The organism is Flaviflexus ciconiae, assembly GCF_003971195.1.
GTDB classification, from domain to species: Bacteria; Actinomycetota; Actinomycetes; order Actinomycetales; family Actinomycetaceae; genus Flaviflexus; species Flaviflexus ciconiae.
The window spans coordinates 2050691-2064346 of sequence record NZ_CP034593.1; the positions used below are offsets into that span (position 1 = coordinate 2050691).

15 protein-coding genes and 1 riboswitch are annotated in these 13656 nt (G+C 60.3%); of the genes, 3 read left to right on the top strand and 12 right to left on the bottom strand.

Going from position 1 to position 13656, the window contains the following annotated elements; translation table 11 throughout:
* Window positions 1-25 precede the first annotated feature (25 nt).
* Window positions 26-340: a DMT family transporter gene (locus EJ997_RS08925; RefSeq protein ID WP_126704241.1), complete on the top strand. Its 315-nt coding sequence runs from the start codon at window positions 26-28 to the stop codon at window positions 338-340.
* Entirely contained in the window at window positions 337-693 is a 357-nt protein-coding gene (locus EJ997_RS08930; RefSeq protein WP_126704242.1) for a DMT family transporter, read from the top strand. Before EJ997_RS08925 ends, EJ997_RS08930 begins: the two co-directional genes overlap by 4 nt.
* Before the next feature lie 4 nt (window positions 694-697).
* Here EJ997_RS08930 and EJ997_RS08935 read toward each other — a convergent pair whose 3' ends face one another.
* Complete coding sequence (locus tag EJ997_RS08935) at window positions 698-1369, bottom strand: hypothetical protein (RefSeq protein ID WP_126704243.1); 672 nt, start codon at window positions 1367-1369, stop codon at window positions 698-700.
* A gap of 142 nt (window positions 1370-1511) precedes the next feature.
* Window positions 1512-2186, bottom strand: a complete 675-nt coding sequence (locus EJ997_RS08940; protein WP_126704244.1) for a hypothetical protein — start codon at window positions 2184-2186, stop codon at window positions 1512-1514.
* 82 nt (window positions 2187-2268) lie between these two features.
* Here EJ997_RS08940 and EJ997_RS08945 point away from each other — a divergent pair, with 82 nt between their 5' ends.
* Window positions 2269-3087, top strand: a complete 819-nt coding sequence (locus tag EJ997_RS08945; RefSeq protein WP_126704245.1) for a glycerophosphodiester phosphodiesterase family protein — start codon at window positions 2269-2271, stop codon at window positions 3085-3087.
* 71 nt (window positions 3088-3158) lie between these two features.
* Here EJ997_RS08945 and EJ997_RS08950 read toward each other — a convergent pair whose 3' ends face one another.
* The 10 genes from EJ997_RS08950 to EJ997_RS08995 form a co-directional block, all read right to left on the bottom strand.
* On the bottom strand, window positions 3159-3983 hold the full coding sequence (locus tag EJ997_RS08950; RefSeq protein WP_126704246.1) for an ABC transporter ATP-binding protein: 825 nt from the start codon (window positions 3981-3983) through the stop codon (window positions 3159-3161).
* Window positions 3980-5605, bottom strand: a complete 1626-nt coding sequence (locus EJ997_RS08955) for an ABC transporter permease (protein ID WP_228201451.1) — start codon at window positions 5603-5605, stop codon at window positions 3980-3982. Before EJ997_RS08955 ends, EJ997_RS08950 begins: the two co-directional genes overlap by 4 nt.
* Entirely contained in the window at window positions 5602-6585 is a 984-nt protein-coding gene (locus EJ997_RS08960; RefSeq protein ID WP_126704247.1) for a thiamine ABC transporter substrate-binding protein, read from the bottom strand. The genes EJ997_RS08955 and EJ997_RS08960 overlap by 4 nt, the downstream gene beginning before the upstream one ends.
* A 49-nt stretch (window positions 6586-6634) precedes the next feature.
* A riboswitch (TPP riboswitch) is annotated at window positions 6635-6739 on the bottom strand.
* Window positions 6740-6830: 91 nt separating this feature from the next.
* Entirely contained in the window at window positions 6831-7085 is a 255-nt protein-coding gene (locus tag EJ997_RS08965; protein ID WP_126704248.1) for a DUF4235 domain-containing protein, read from the bottom strand.
* A gap of 39 nt (window positions 7086-7124) precedes the next feature.
* Complete coding sequence (gene mnhG / locus EJ997_RS08970; RefSeq protein ID WP_126704249.1) at window positions 7125-7508, bottom strand: monovalent cation/H(+) antiporter subunit G; 384 nt, start codon at window positions 7506-7508, stop codon at window positions 7125-7127.
* Complete coding sequence (locus tag EJ997_RS08975; RefSeq protein ID WP_126704250.1) at window positions 7501-7905, bottom strand: monovalent cation/H+ antiporter complex subunit F; 405 nt, start codon at window positions 7903-7905, stop codon at window positions 7501-7503. The genes mnhG and EJ997_RS08975 overlap by 8 nt, the downstream gene beginning before the upstream one ends.
* A complete protein-coding gene (locus EJ997_RS08980) occupies window positions 7902-8537 on the bottom strand; it encodes a Na+/H+ antiporter subunit E (protein WP_228201453.1) in 636 nt (211 codons plus the stop codon). The genes EJ997_RS08975 and EJ997_RS08980 overlap by 4 nt, the downstream gene beginning before the upstream one ends.
* A complete protein-coding gene (locus EJ997_RS08985; protein WP_126704251.1) occupies window positions 8534-10120 on the bottom strand; it encodes a Na+/H+ antiporter subunit D in 1587 nt (528 codons plus the stop codon). The genes EJ997_RS08980 and EJ997_RS08985 overlap by 4 nt, the downstream gene beginning before the upstream one ends.
* On the bottom strand, window positions 10117-10602 hold the full coding sequence (locus EJ997_RS08990; protein ID WP_126704252.1) for a Na(+)/H(+) antiporter subunit C: 486 nt from the start codon (window positions 10600-10602) through the stop codon (window positions 10117-10119). The genes EJ997_RS08985 and EJ997_RS08990 overlap by 4 nt, the downstream gene beginning before the upstream one ends.
* The gene (locus EJ997_RS08995; RefSeq protein ID WP_126704253.1) at window positions 10599-13628 is read right to left on the bottom strand and encodes a Na+/H+ antiporter subunit A; all 3030 of its coding nucleotides are present in this window, start codon (window positions 13626-13628) and stop codon (window positions 10599-10601) included. Before EJ997_RS08995 ends, EJ997_RS08990 begins: the two co-directional genes overlap by 4 nt.
* Window positions 13629-13656: the final 28 nt, after the last annotated feature.

The window sequence follows — 13656 nt, forward strand, 5'->3', positions numbered from 1 at the left end:
TACTTCTTCTAGGACCACGCACTTAATGAACTGGTTTGTTCTCGTAGCATCCGGTCTGTTCGAAGCCGTCTGGGCGACGGCTCTCGGCCAATCAGACGGGCTACGCAAGCCCATACCCAGCCTCATCTTCGTTGTCGCTTCCATCATTTCTCTTGGTGGGCTCGCCTGGGCAATGACGAGTATTCCGACCGGCACGGCCTATGCCGTGTGGACGGCGATCGGGGCTGTGACGACAACCGTGTGGGCACTAGCTACGGGAGCTGAGAAAGCCACCACGGTTAAGTTGCTGTGCCTGCTTGGGATTGTTGCCTGCGTTGTCGGACTGAAGGTGACGTCATGAACCCCTGGGTGCTACTCATCGGATCCGGTTTCTTTGAAGCCATCTGGGCAACGGCACTCGGGGCCTCACACGGGCTCTCGGTTCTAACTCCTTCGATCATCTTCTTCGTTGCCCTTATCGTCTCCACCGTCGGCCTGGCGCTGGCCATGAAGTCAATCCCAACGGCAACGGCCTACGCCGTGTGGACGGGAATCGGGGCAAGCCTCACGGTGGTGTGGGCCATGGCAACGGGAAGCGAACCGTTCTCCGCTCTCCGGATCACTCTTATCGCCGTCCTGATCGCGTGCGTTATCGGCCTGAAAGTCTCAGAGGGAAGCAACGAAGAACCCCACGAGTCCGAGATATCGAACTAGTTCGTTAGCGGCGGCCACCCGGATATCCGTAGTCCTGCCACAGGAACCGCGGGATTTGGGCAAGGAACCCATCGCTACGAGCAACGATGGAGTCAACTTCCTCGGCTGCAAGCTGACCGTTGGTGTAGAAGGCGAGCCAGCCCGAATCAAGGCAAAGATTGAGGTCAGAGTGCCGCATGAGCCATTCCTGCATGGTGGGGCTCAGCAGGGCGTGCACGAACCGTTCGTCGGGTGCCGTCACTTTCCACTGCTCGTTGAACACTTCCCATTCGGCCTTAATATCTCGGTTAAACAGGTTGTTGAAGAACCTTTCCTTGACCATCCGAACATCGCGAACATTAAGTTCGATGGGCCGCAGGACCACCCTGCGGTAATGGGTTTCGGAGCTACGGTTCTTACCGGAGCCACTGGATTCAGTCCACCGTGCCGTACCTGCAAGGAATGGACGCCCCGCTGATTGCCCTTCAAACACCATTCGGAAACTGTTGCTTCTGCGCCCGCCTCCAACCACCTGTACAGCTACCCTGGCTAGCGTGGGATGCTGCTTGTGGTAGCGCCAGCCTCTCGACTGCGCATACGCCAAGTTCTTCTCGTGCTTCTTCCTCGTAAAATGCTCTGCCACAACCAGGATGAGACCGAAAACGATGACGACGATGATGAAGAAATTTACTTGCACAGGTTCTCCTTACAGGTCGTTTCCCTATTCTTGCACGGACTAGCGAGACGTACTGGGAAGCGCAGAATGTGCTTGTGTGGAATGTTCGGTGGGCACCTGCGTGACATGTTCAGTAAGCTCGCGTGCATGTTCACGACCCGGTTCACATCGCCAGTTCTTGCCAGAGAAAGCCGGGAATGTTGGCTCTGATGCCGTAGACGATCCGCAGGCCCTCCCGGGCAGGAATCGAACCTTGCTCTCCTGGCCGAAGGACGGCGATCCACCCCTGGGTGATGACAATGCGGTTGCCAACCGCCGTCATAAGGAACTGTTGCATGGGTCCCGTGAGCAGAGCATTAGCGAATACACCCCGGGCTGTCGTGACGTCCCACGCCCGGTTGAACGCATCCCATTCCGTATTCACATCATCGTAGGGACGGCCCTGCTCGGGCTTCAGTTCGGTGCGCGGCGCCCGAAGCGGTACAGGGATCGCCAGGAAACTCCACGTTTCCCCGTGAACGCTCGTCGACTTCCCGTACGAGGAGAACGACGGCCCGTAGTCGGTGATCACTCCAACGTGAAATGGACCGTCGGGACCTGTCATGACGTCGTGCCTCGTCACCCCGAAGGTGGGTGCCTCCCCTCGGATTGCTCGAGCGAGCTGTTCCTTCTCGTCTTCCCCGGTGAAGCCTCGTGGCATCCCCGCGTAGTCGTGCCCACCGCCTCTCTGTACCCTCCGGCGGATAACCATCTTGCCCACTAGAAAAGCGACGCCGAGAACGAAGACGGTGATGAGTCCGCTCAGAAGAATGTCCATGAGGGCCTTTCTCCGTGACATCCCGGCGTCGCCAGGATAAACAGTTCGTTACAAGACCGCATGGACTCTCCCGGATAGTGCTCCCCAGTCATACACTGGGAGCGTGAGCCTGCCTTCGGTACTCCATCCCACGCCGGCCCCCGACAGCATCCTGTCCAGGCAGCCCGGTGCCCGCCCCCACGTTATCGCACACCGCGGCGGTGCAGATCTCGCACCCGAAAACACCCTAGAAGCTTTTGCTCAGGCTGTTGCCATGGGTGCGCACATGTTGGAAACCGATGTCCAGCTGTCCGCTGACGGCATTGCCATGGCGTTCCACGATGAAACCCTGGACCGGGTCACCGATCTCAAGGGTCCGATCCGGGCCTACACCCTCGACGAACTGAGGAAGGCCACCGTCTTTGGCCAGTGCGGTCAAACCGGCAAGATCCCCACAATCACCGAGTTGCTCGATGCGTTTCCGGAAATGCCGTGGGCAATTGACTTGAAGAACGGGGACTCGATCGTCCCCCTCGCCCGTTCCATCAACCAAACCGCGGGCGCAGCTCGCGTCTGTGTCGCACATTCGTGGGATTCGTGGCTGGACCGCGTCCGGGAACTCACGAGCCCCGAGCTGGAGAGAAGTTTGGGATGGCACGAGTTGGCGATTCTCGTGGCCTGCGCCAAGGCAGGCATTCACCCTCCTGCCCATCTTGTTGCGGGCTCCTGGGTTCACATTGGTTGGAAGCCCGGCGGGATTGTTCTCATGAAGTCAAAGCGTTTCTCCGACCGCCTGATCTCCATGAGCCATGATCTGGGCATGGGAGTGCGGGTGTGGACGATCAACAAGGAGAAGCACCTCAAGCGTCTCCTCCAGCAGGGTGTTGACGGCCTGTTCACCGACCGCCCCGGCCTCGCCCTCGATCTTGTCGACGCCCTCTGAACCACGCTCCACCAGTCACTTGAAGGCGATTCCGAGGCTAGAGGTATTCTCTCGAGGCTATCGTGGCACCGCTACGGTAGCGGCTTGATTCTGAGCCTCACCGTGTCGGTGTCAACCGTGCCGGGAATTTCGATTTCGTTAGGGAGTGTGAGGCGGGTGCGGTCACCTGACCGCTCGGTTACCCTGCCCTCCAGTAACGGCATGTTTCCCAAGAACCCGGCGACGGCGGAATCCGCGGGACGGGCGAGTAGTTCCGCGGGGGTTCCGACCTGGAGGAGTTTGCCGAAATCCATAATCCCGACTCGGTCGGCCACGGTAAACGCCTCATCGTGGTCATGAGTGACATAAACGGCGGTGGCCTCGGCGGCCTTGAGGATTTCTCGGAGATCACCGGAGAGTCGTTCCCGAAGCACCCGGTCAAGGGCCGAGAGCGGCTCGTCGAGAAGTAGCACCGACGGGCGCGGGGCAAGGGAACGTGCGAGCGCCACCCGCTGGGCCTGACCACCGGACAGAGTCGTGACGCTCCGCTCCCCCATGCCTTCCAAGCCAACCAGGGCAAGCAGTTCGGTGACTCGGGCGGCGATCTCTTTTTTGGGCAGGCCCCTGAGGCCGTATGCGATGTTGCCGGCCACGTCCCGGTGGGTGAAGAGCTGGGCTTCCTGGAAGACCATGCCGATACGACGCAGGTGCACGGGAACATTCTGTACAGATTTACCGTCGACAAGGATGTCGCCCGTGGAGGGCTCGAGGCCCACGATTCCGCGGAGAAGCGATGACTTTCCACATCCCGAGGGGCCAAGCAGTGCCATGATCTCACCGGTTTTGACGGTGAGGTCCACGCGGTCAACAGCAACTGTCTCTCCGTAGGAGACGGTGAGCGAGGATAGTTCAATCATTGTGGGTCCTTCCGGGCAGCCTCCGCGGCCGCCATGATTCCCGCGGCAAGAATGGCGAGGATGACTGCCCCCGCCATCGCCATCCCGTAGTTGTCGCCACCCGGGCGACCGAGCAACCGGACGATCATGACCGGCAGCGTTTGAGTGTCGGGCCGGGCCAGGAACGAGGTCGCTCCGAATTCGCCAAGCGACGTGGCGTACGCAAAACCGATAGCGACACCGATTCCTCGCACGAGGAACGGGCCGTCGATCGTGGCGAGAACGCGCCACGGCGAGGCCCCGAGGGTCGCGGCGGCTTCTCTTCTGCCGGGGGCGATGGAGGACAGCGTTGGGGTGAGAGAGCGGACGACAAGCGGCAGAGCAACAACGGCCTGGGCTATGGGGATGAGAAGCGGGGAGTTCCGCAGGTCGAGCGGTGGGGAGTCGAGGGCTATGGAGAAGCCGAAACCGACCGTGACGGCACTAACCCCGAGCGGCAGGAGGATCGCCCCGGAGAGGAACGACTGGCCGGTCCTCAGCGGCCCTCTGACTTGACGGGAGAGAACCAGCGCCAGGGGGACGCCGATAGCGAGGGAGATCAGGGTGGCGACGAGACCGATTCGCAGGGAGTTGCCAATGGCTTCGAGGACGCTGGATCCTCCCGAGAAGCCCTGCCCAGACGTTGCCAGCAGACGGTAGTTCTTCAGGCTCCACTCGCCATCCACCGTGAGGGAGCGAGCGACGAGGGAAATGATGGGAGAGGTAATGAGGACGACAAGGACAAGGCCGGTGAACACGGCCGCGGGAGCATCGCTCTTCCCAATCGGGGAAACGTGGTGGCTACGCAGGTTGAGTCTGCCCGCGGTTCGCGACGATAGCTTCTCGGAAACGATGAGGGTGAGGATGACAATGACGACCTGGAGGATCGACAGGACCGCTGCCGTCCTCGTGTCCAGCATTGCGGTTGTCTCCCGCCATATCTCCGTCTCAAGAGTTCCATACCCCGGGGATCCGAGGGTTCGGACCAGTCCGTAGCTGGTGGAACAGAATAGGAAGACGATGGCACCGGCGGAGGCGATTGCCGGCGCGAGTTGCGGCAGGGTGACGGTCAGAAACGCCCGCGAGGGAGAGGCCCCGAGGGTTCGGGCGGCCTGGGCGGAGCGCGGATCAAGGGTTTGCCACATGGTGCCCACGGTGCGAACAACGACCGCATAGTTGAAGTAGGTGAGTGCGATAACGACCGCGGTGACGGTCTGATCAAGCCCGAGGAATTCGAGCGGTCCGCCCCTGCCAAGGAGCGCGCGGAAGGCCACGCCAACAACGACCGTGGGAAGAACGAACGGGATGGTGGCGGCCGCTCGTGCGACTTTCTGGAACGGGAACCGCACCCGGTACAGGATGTAGGCGCTCGGGACTCCGAGAAGGATTGCCCCCGCCGTACCAAGGGCGGCCTGGAGGACGGTTTGCCACACGACCTTCCAGGTGCGGGACTCGGCCAGAACATTGCCGACTCCGCCCAGATCGAGCCCGCCGTCCCAGATTCCTCTCCACAGCATCGTGGCTGTGGGGTAGAGGAAGAAGATGGCGAGGAACGCGGCCGGAATGATGATGGCCGCGCTCCACGCGCTTTTCCAAAGCCTCAACGAAGCTCCGTGAAGGCTTCCAGCCAGCCGCCTCTATCGATCGTTCCGGGATCGACAATGATCGGGTCGCCTGACAGGCTTGCCGATTCCTGCCATTCCTCCGGCAGGGCAACGCTATCGTCAACCGGGTACATGTACATGGTGTTCGGGATACTGGCCTGAACATCCTCGGTCAGCATGAAGTCGATAAAGGCCTGCGCACCCTCGGGGTTCGCGGCATTGGATACCACCCCTGCGTATTCGACCTGTCGGACGCAGGTGCTTGGCAGGTAGTCCGTGTCTGGGGCCGCGGCCGGGCTTGACGAGTAGGACAGCACCAGCGGATAGGGACCGTTTCCGTCCGCTCCGGAGAAGTCCGCATAGTAGGCATCCGACCAGCCGCTTGCGATGCGCGCACCACCAGCGAAAAGGTCGGTCCAGTATTCTTCCCAGTCATCGCCATACTCGGCCACCGTTGCCGCAAGGAATGCGAAGCCCGGGGAGGAACTAACCGGATCGATAAGGGCAAGCAGTTCGGCATACTGCGGTTCCCTTAAGTCCTCGAGGGTCTCTGGCTCCGCTATCCCGTTTTCTTCGAACCAGGCGGTGTCAACGTTGATGCAGACTTCTCCCTGGTCGATTGGGGTAAGGGACTCGTCTACAACGAGATCGGTTGCCGAGTCCGGCAGATTCCCGGACGTGTACGGGTCAAGCAGGTCTTCTTCCAGGACCGTGCCGACGATAAAGGTGTCGAGGCCGTAGACCCCGTCCGCCTGCGGATTGTCCTTGTTGAGGATCAGCTGGTTCACAAGCACCCCGCCATCCCCCGGCGCGATCGTGATGAGTTCGTATCCGGTTTCTTCCTCAAAGACCGCGATCTGCTCTTCAGTGATTCCGAACGAGTCGTGGGTGAGGATCGTGACCGTCTCGGTTTTCTCAGTTTCTGATCCGCACGCTGCAAGGACCATAACGAGCGCCAGGCTCGCACATGTCTTCTTCATACTTCCTCCGTGTAAAGGAGGGGAAAGACCCCTGCCCGATGGGCAGGGGTCCGAGAGATTCCCGACTTCTTCCGCCAGTGTTACCCGGTTCAAGTTCGAGGGTCTGCATCGTTTAATGCACTCTCAGCGCCGTAGCGCTCCCCTGTCGTACCCACCATGCTAGTCCAGCACACGGAAGGAAGCCACCGGCGGGAAATCCCGACCAGTATAAGAGTCCCTTGTGAGGAGCTCTATTCAGTTATCTGCTAGTCCGAGACGGACTTAGCTCCGCGGCCGTAAACCTGATTGGCCTTCCTCATGACAAGGTTGTGGATAACGGTGCGGGTTGCTCCAGCAACAACCGAGAACACAACGATTTCGACCAGGTTGGACTCGAAGTCATCCTCATCGGGGGCATTGTGGCCCGTTGCGAACTTCCAGCCCTGCTCTACTACCTGCTTTGCCAGGAAGCCAGCGGCAAGGCCGCCTACCGTGCTGACGATCTTCCAACCAATATCCATGCCTCGTCCTTTCGGAGTTTTACTACTTGGATAGTTTTGCTATTTGGATTTTGTACGGCCCGGGCCGACGTGGTCAACACGGGCTGAGTCGAGGTCGTCACCGAGTTCGTCGACGACTAGGTCTTCAGGAACGATACCACCCGTACGATATCCTGCACGGCCAATCATGTGGGCAGAAATCGGGGATGTAATGAGCTGGAAGGCGACAACAAGGAGCGCCGTCCAGGCCAGCGACACGTCCCGAACGATCAATGCCATGCCGCACATGACCAAGATCAGTCCAAACACCTGAGGCTTCGTGGCCGCGTGCTGCCGGGAGAGCAGGTCCGGGAATCTGAGGAGCGCGATTGCCGCAATAAGGACGAGCGACGATCCGCTTATCAGGAACGCTCCGCCGATCACGTTGTAGACAGTGTCAAGCATCCTGTTCCTCCTTCACTTCCCCTTCCACATCATCATCTACGTCGGGGTTGTGGACCTCTTCGTCATCGTCGTCTTCACGAATCCTCTCCTCCTCAAGGATCTTCGCAACCTCTTCCTTCGTGAGGATCCGCTTGTCGGCGGTCGGCTCGTGTGCGAGGAAGCGTGAGATCGTGGTCGACCCAATGAAGCCGACAATGGCGAGAACGACGAGGACGGGGATGAGGTCGGTACGGCGCGTGAGCGCCGAGATCACGGCAATCGCACAGACGATTGTTGAGGTGAACAGGTCGACGGCCACCATGCGGTCCAGCATCGTCGGTCCCTTGGAGACACGAATGACGACGCCGAGGCCAGCAAGGAACAGCAGGCCTCCGCAGATCCAGGCAACTATGGTCATTTGTCATCACCTGCCGCGGGAGCGTAGGGAACCGGAAGCCGCTGCCCCATCTTCGAGCCCGGCACGAACCCAGCATCGATGAGCTGGTTGTGGGAGGCAAAGGCCCGGAGGATCCGCTCCTCCTGGTCCAGCACCGCCTGGTGGGCAGCTTCAAGACCGCCGGCGATATCAATGTCGAAGACGTGAATATAGAGGGTGCCGGACGCCGCGTGAGCATCGACGACAACCGAACCGGGAACCAGCGACGTGAAACCCGCCGTTGCCGTGAGGAACACGTCCGAGTGGCCGCGGGTCTGGACACGAATCACGGCACCGCGGGGCCGCTTGCCCCGCAAGGCATACGACGAGATCTGGATCGAAGCCTTGATGACGTCGAGAAGGAACACACCCCCGAGGCGCAACAGTGCGACAGGGCGGAAACGACCGTCGAACGTTGCGGCCGGAAGCGGCGTAATTGTCGTCAGTGCCAGGGCGAGGAGGAAGCCAGCAACAACGTTGCCGGTTGTCACGTCACCCCAGAGAAGCACCCAGACGATCGTCAGCCAGATGATCATGCCTGCGGTAGCGCGGGGGAAGCGCCCGGGACGATAGGTTGCTCTGCGGATCAGCATCCGCGCATTGGATTCTGTCACTGGCCCTCCTTCTCGTCCGGGCTGATGCTTTGCTCTTCTAGGTCATCTGCCGATTCTTCATCGGTTTCGTCCTCCGATGTTCCCGTCCCGCGGCTACCGTCGGGAAGGACCGCCACAATGTAGGGGCCGCGCCGCTCCAGGTCGGTTGCCGCTCTTTCAGCGTAGCCGTAGATCGGTCCGGCGAACACGGCAATGGCCAGGGACATGATGACCAGGGAAGCGGCCGCACCGTACATGCCTGCCGGGATCTTCTTGTGTTCCAGCTCCTCTTCCGGCTCCTGCCAGAAGGCCAGGTTCCAGGCTCTGAGGATCGCGTAGAGCGTGAGGAGAGACGTGACGAGACCGGCTCCGATAAGCCACCAGTCGATCGTCTCCCCCGACTGGGCCGACGCTGAAATGAGCCCGACCTTGCCCAGGAAGCCCGTCATCGGTGGAATACCGGCCAGGGCCAATCCGGGTATGAGATAAAGCGCGGCGATCACGGGAGCAGATTTCGCGAGCGAACCGAGCTTCTGCAGGGACGTTGTCCCGCCGTGTCGTTCAATCAAGCCAGCCACAAGGAACAGAGCTGTCTGGACAGTAATGTGGTGGACGACGTAGTAGATCGTTGCCGAAAGACCGGCCTCGGTCGAGATCGAGATACCCCAGATCATGTAGCCAATGTGGGAGACCAGCGTAAACGAAAGCATACGTTTAATGTCTCGCTGGGTCACCGCACCCATGATGCCGATAACCATCGTGAGGATTGCAAGGGCCGCAAGTATCCCGTCCAGCCTGCCCTGCGGGAAGAGCAGCACCTGGGTGCGGATAATCGCATAGACGCCGACCTTTGTCAGCAGGCCCGCGAAGACCGCGGTGACGGGAGCGGGAGCAATCGGGTAGGAGTCCGGCAACCAGGCCGACAGCGGGAAGATAGCCGCCTTAATACCGAAGGCCACAAGAAGCATGGCCTGCAGGGCAAGGCTCACCCCCGGGTCGATTTCCTGGAGGCGGATCGCGAGCTGAGCAAAGTTCAGCGTTCCCGTTGCCGCATAGGTCATGAAAATGCCAACGAGGAAGATGATCGACGACAGCATCGACACGACAACGTACACGGTTCCCGACCGGATTCGTGCCCTCGTGCCACCCATCGTGATCAGCACAAAGGAGGCCGCGAGGAGGATCTCGAAGCCAACGAACAGATTGAAGAGGTCACCCGTCAAGAAGGCGTTTGAAACGCCCGCGGACAGAATCAAGTAGGCCGGGTGATAGACCGCGGTTGGGGCTGCTTCTTCGCCGTCCTCAACACCCTGTGCAAGGGAGTAGATCAGGACCGCAAGAGTAACCGCGATCGACACGAGCAACATCAGTGTCGACAAACGGTCAGCGACAAGCGTAATGCCAACGGGGGCTGCCCATTCACCAACATCAAAGACGAGCGGGCCGTCGTTAACGGCGATGACAAGGGCGAACGCAACGGCCAGCGAGATCGTCAGAATCGAAACCGAAATGAGCCACTGGACGCGACGGAAGTTCGAGAAGGCAAGGGTAATACCTGCGCCGAGGAGAGGCAGGACAACGGGGATAGCTACGAGCCAGTTCATACCTGCTCACCTCCAACAACGGTGCGATCGTCCGAATCCACTTCGGTTTCGTCATGGACGTCGGCCGCATCATCATCTGTTGCTGACTGCTCGTCACGGACGAGGCGCTCATCGCGCTCCGCCATGACTGCCAGCCTGCGGTCCTCAATGTCGTCCTGGACCTCGTCGTTACCGTCGAGCTGCCACGAGCGGTAGGCAAGGGCCAGCATGAAGGCTGTTGTTCCCATCGTGATAACGATTGCGGTCAGGATCATCGCCTGTGTGAGCGGATCCGACATTTCGCTCGGTTCCGACTGGCCCACGATCGGCGGGGCGCCTGCCCTGCCACCGGCGATGAGGAATCCGATATTCACTCCGTTCGAGAGGCTCGAAAATCCAAGGATGATTCGGGACAGGGAGCGTTCCAAGATGAGGTAGACGCCCACTGCCACAAGAACAGCGCACAGGGCAACGAGGATCAGGGACGGGGAGGTATCGATCATTTCAGCCCCTCCACAGCATCTCTCTTCGTCACAGCTTCCTTTCGTCGGTCAGACTGTGGCGTCGGAACGCTCATGCCATCATCATCCAGGCCTTCAATTTCTCCGTGGCGGTCAATTTCCGCTCCCATCGAACGCAGGATCTCAAGAACCAGGCCAACAACCACGAGATAGACACCAACGTCGAACACCATGGCGGTTGCAAACTTGACGTCCCCGAAGACGGGGAGCGTGAACTCGAAGGCGGCGGTCTGCAGTGCCGACCCGCCAAGGAGGATCGGGAACAGCGCCGCCGTGGTTGCCACCATGAGGCCACCACCCATGAGGACTCCCGGATGCATCGGGATAGCGGCACCGAGCTCGTAGCGCCCGCCGGCAAGATAACGCAGGGTGAGCGCAATGCCAGCAAGCAGGCCACCAGCAAAGCCGCCACCGGGCAGGTTGTGGCCCGAGAACAGGAGGAAGAGGGACCCGATGAGCATCGTGTGGTAGACGAGCCGCGTACCAACCTCGAAGATCACGGAGCGGCGTGCGGCCGCCAGTGTGTTGGCTGCGGGTAGCCACAGATTGTTTCGTCCCGGCTCGCGGACCTGGTGATCTTGCACGTACTTGAGGTTCTGCTCATCAAGCACCTTCGTGTGATCATCAGTTTCCTCCACCCGCCACACCCGGTCATGCATGCCGGGGCGAGCAATGTTGCGGAGCGGATCTGTCCGAGCCTTGCGGTCACGGATAAAGAGCAGGGAAGCCACGCCAATAGCACAGGCCACGAGGACGGAAATCTCGCCCATCGTGTCCCAGGCACGAATATCAACGAGGGTCACGTTGACGACGTTCTGGCCGTAACCGAAGTCGTAGGCCTCGCTCGCAAAGTCCGAGGAAATCGGGCGATGCTGGCGAGCATTTGCCGCGAAGAACGCAAACCCGGCAACGCAGACACCAACAACAACGCCGAGGCTGGCACGGAACCAGCGGGAGGTCGCCATGGGCCGGTTCGAGAAGTAGGCAGGCAGGCGGCGCAGTACGAGAACGAACACGACAAGGGTAATGGTCTCAACCAGCACCTGGGTGAGAGCAAGGTCCGGTGCGCCGTGAAGCTCGTAGATCAGAGCAACGCAGTAGCCGGACAGGCTAAGCAGCAGAACCGCCTTAAGACGCCTGCGTGCCCGGGCAGCGAGGACCGCGGCAATGCTGGCAATAATGACAACGGGTACCTGAGCAACCGTGTCATACCAGCGATAGTCGGCCGCGATACTGGTTCCGCCAAAAATCAGCGCCGTTGAACCCGCCGCCGCCATGACAATCAGGGTGATCGTCAGGTACATGGGCTGGGAACCGGACTGGGTGCGGCCCGTGATGTCACCGGCAAGGTTCTCGAGGCCAACAATGGTCCTCCGGTAGCCACCCTCGGCCGAGAACGGAACGGCAACCCTTCGCTGGAACCTTTCGAAGGGCTTGCGGATAACAAAGAGGATGATGCCACCGGCAATGATGAGACCGGTCATGATCACCGGAAGGCCAAACCCTGCCCAGAGGGTCAGGTGACCGGGCTCGCCAGGATTGAGGTTTGCATGGCCCTTGAGAAGACCTTCCCACCAGGACGGAACGAGACCGAGAGCCAGGGAAGCAATGGCGAGGAGAACCGGGGGCGTGAGAATAATCCGCGATTTGTTCTTCAGCTCGATCGGCTCCACACCCGGCTTGTCCCAGAAGCAACCCCACCAAAAACGCAGGCCGTAAGCGAGAGTAAGAACAGAGCCCACAACGATCACCCAGGCAACCACCATGTCCTGTGTGGAGCCGTGCGTGAGCGCATGGAGGGCAGCTTCCTTACCGACATAGCCGGCGAATGGCGGGATTCCCGCCATGGAAAGCACTGCTATGCCCGCGGCAACCGCAAGGAAGGGGCGCCGCCTTCCAACACCGGACAGTTCCCGCAAATCGCGGGTGCCGGTCGACATGTCGACAATGCCGACGCAGAGGAAGAGGCAGGACTTGAAGAGCGCGTGGGCGGTGAGGACGGCCAGGCCGGCTAACGCCATCTCCGCCGTTCCGTATCCGACGAGCACCATCATGAAACCCAGCTGGGACACGGTTCCGTAGGCGAGAATTAGCTTCGTGTCGTTCTGGCGGAGCGCCCGATAACCGCTGATGATCATCGTGAAAAGGCCCGCGGGAAGAATCACCCACATCCACACCGTCTGATCGGCAAAGCCCGGTGCCATACGGGCAACGAGGTACACGCCAGCCTTCACCATCGCAGCCGCGTGGAGATATGCCGAGGTCGGCGTCGGGGCTGCCATGGCAGCTGGCAACCAGAAGTGGAACGGGAAGATTGCGGACTTCGAAAGAGCACCGAGAAGAACGAGAACAACGGCGGTTGCTACGTAACCGGTTCCCATACTTGCCCTGGCTCCCTCGAGGAGCGTGCCATCCGCACCGGCCTGGACAAGTTCCGTCAAGGAGTAGGAACCACCGGGGAGTTCTCCAAGAAGGATGATGCCGCCAAGCATTGCGAGGCCACCCGCGGTCGTCACAATAATCGCTTCCATGGCGGCACGGCGGGACGCTCTGCGACCCCGATAGTGGCCGATAAGGAGGAAGGAAAAGACCGTTGTTAGCTCCCACATGATGTACATGATGAGAGTGTTATCCGTCGTGACAAGCCCAAACATCGCTCCGGCAAACGCGACGAAGAAGCCCGCGAATCTACCGAGGCCACTGGCTTTTCGGGAGAAATATCGAGCCGAATAGATCAGAACGAGCGCGCCAACGCCGTTCACAAGTAGCGACATGATCCACGACAGCGTGTCGAGCCGGAAGTCTCCGGCGAGGCCAAGTTCGGCAACCCACGTCACCGTTTGAACTGGATAGTCGCCTGCCAAAACCCTCGGCCCCTGCGCTATTGTCCAGATCAATCCGACGAGCGGAACGATTGATGCTACGAAGAATCCTTCACGGCCCAGCCACTTCATTACGACTGGCATTGCCAGAGCAACCACCATAAATGCAATGAATATCTGAACCATTCACACTCCCCAGTAGTCCCCATCCCAC

Coding starts and splice junctions, on each gene's coding strand:
- EJ997_RS08925 (WP_126704241.1), top strand. CDS start 26: ATGAACTGGTTTGTTCTCGTAGCATCCGGTCTGTTCGAAGCCGTCTGG.
- EJ997_RS08930 (WP_126704242.1), top strand. CDS start 337: ATGAACCCCTGGGTGCTACTCATCGGATCCGGTTTCTTTGAAGCCATC.
- EJ997_RS08940 (WP_126704244.1), bottom strand. CDS start 2,186: ATGTCACGGAGAAAGGCCCTCATGGACATTCTTCTGAGCGGACTCATC.
- EJ997_RS08950 (WP_126704246.1), bottom strand. CDS start 3,983: ATGATTGAACTATCCTCGCTCACCGTCTCCTACGGAGAGACAGTTGCT.
- EJ997_RS08960 (WP_126704247.1), bottom strand. CDS start 6,585: ATGAAGAAGACATGTGCGAGCCTGGCGCTCGTTATGGTCCTTGCAGCG.
- EJ997_RS08965 (WP_126704248.1), bottom strand. CDS start 7,085: ATGGATATTGGTTGGAAGATCGTCAGCACGGTAGGCGGCCTTGCCGCT.
- mnhG (WP_126704249.1), bottom strand. CDS start 7,508: ATGCTTGACACTGTCTACAACGTGATCGGCGGAGCGTTCCTGATAAGC.
- EJ997_RS08975 (WP_126704250.1), bottom strand. CDS start 7,905: ATGACCATAGTTGCCTGGATCTGCGGAGGCCTGCTGTTCCTTGCTGGC.
- EJ997_RS08985 (WP_126704251.1), bottom strand. CDS start 10,120: ATGAACTGGCTCGTAGCTATCCCCGTTGTCCTGCCTCTCCTCGGCGCA.
- EJ997_RS08990 (WP_126704252.1), bottom strand. CDS start 10,602: ATGATCGATACCTCCCCGTCCCTGATCCTCGTTGCCCTGTGCGCTGTT.
- EJ997_RS08995 (WP_126704253.1), bottom strand. CDS start 13,628: ATGGTTCAGATATTCATTGCATTTATGGTGGTTGCTCTGGCAATGCCA.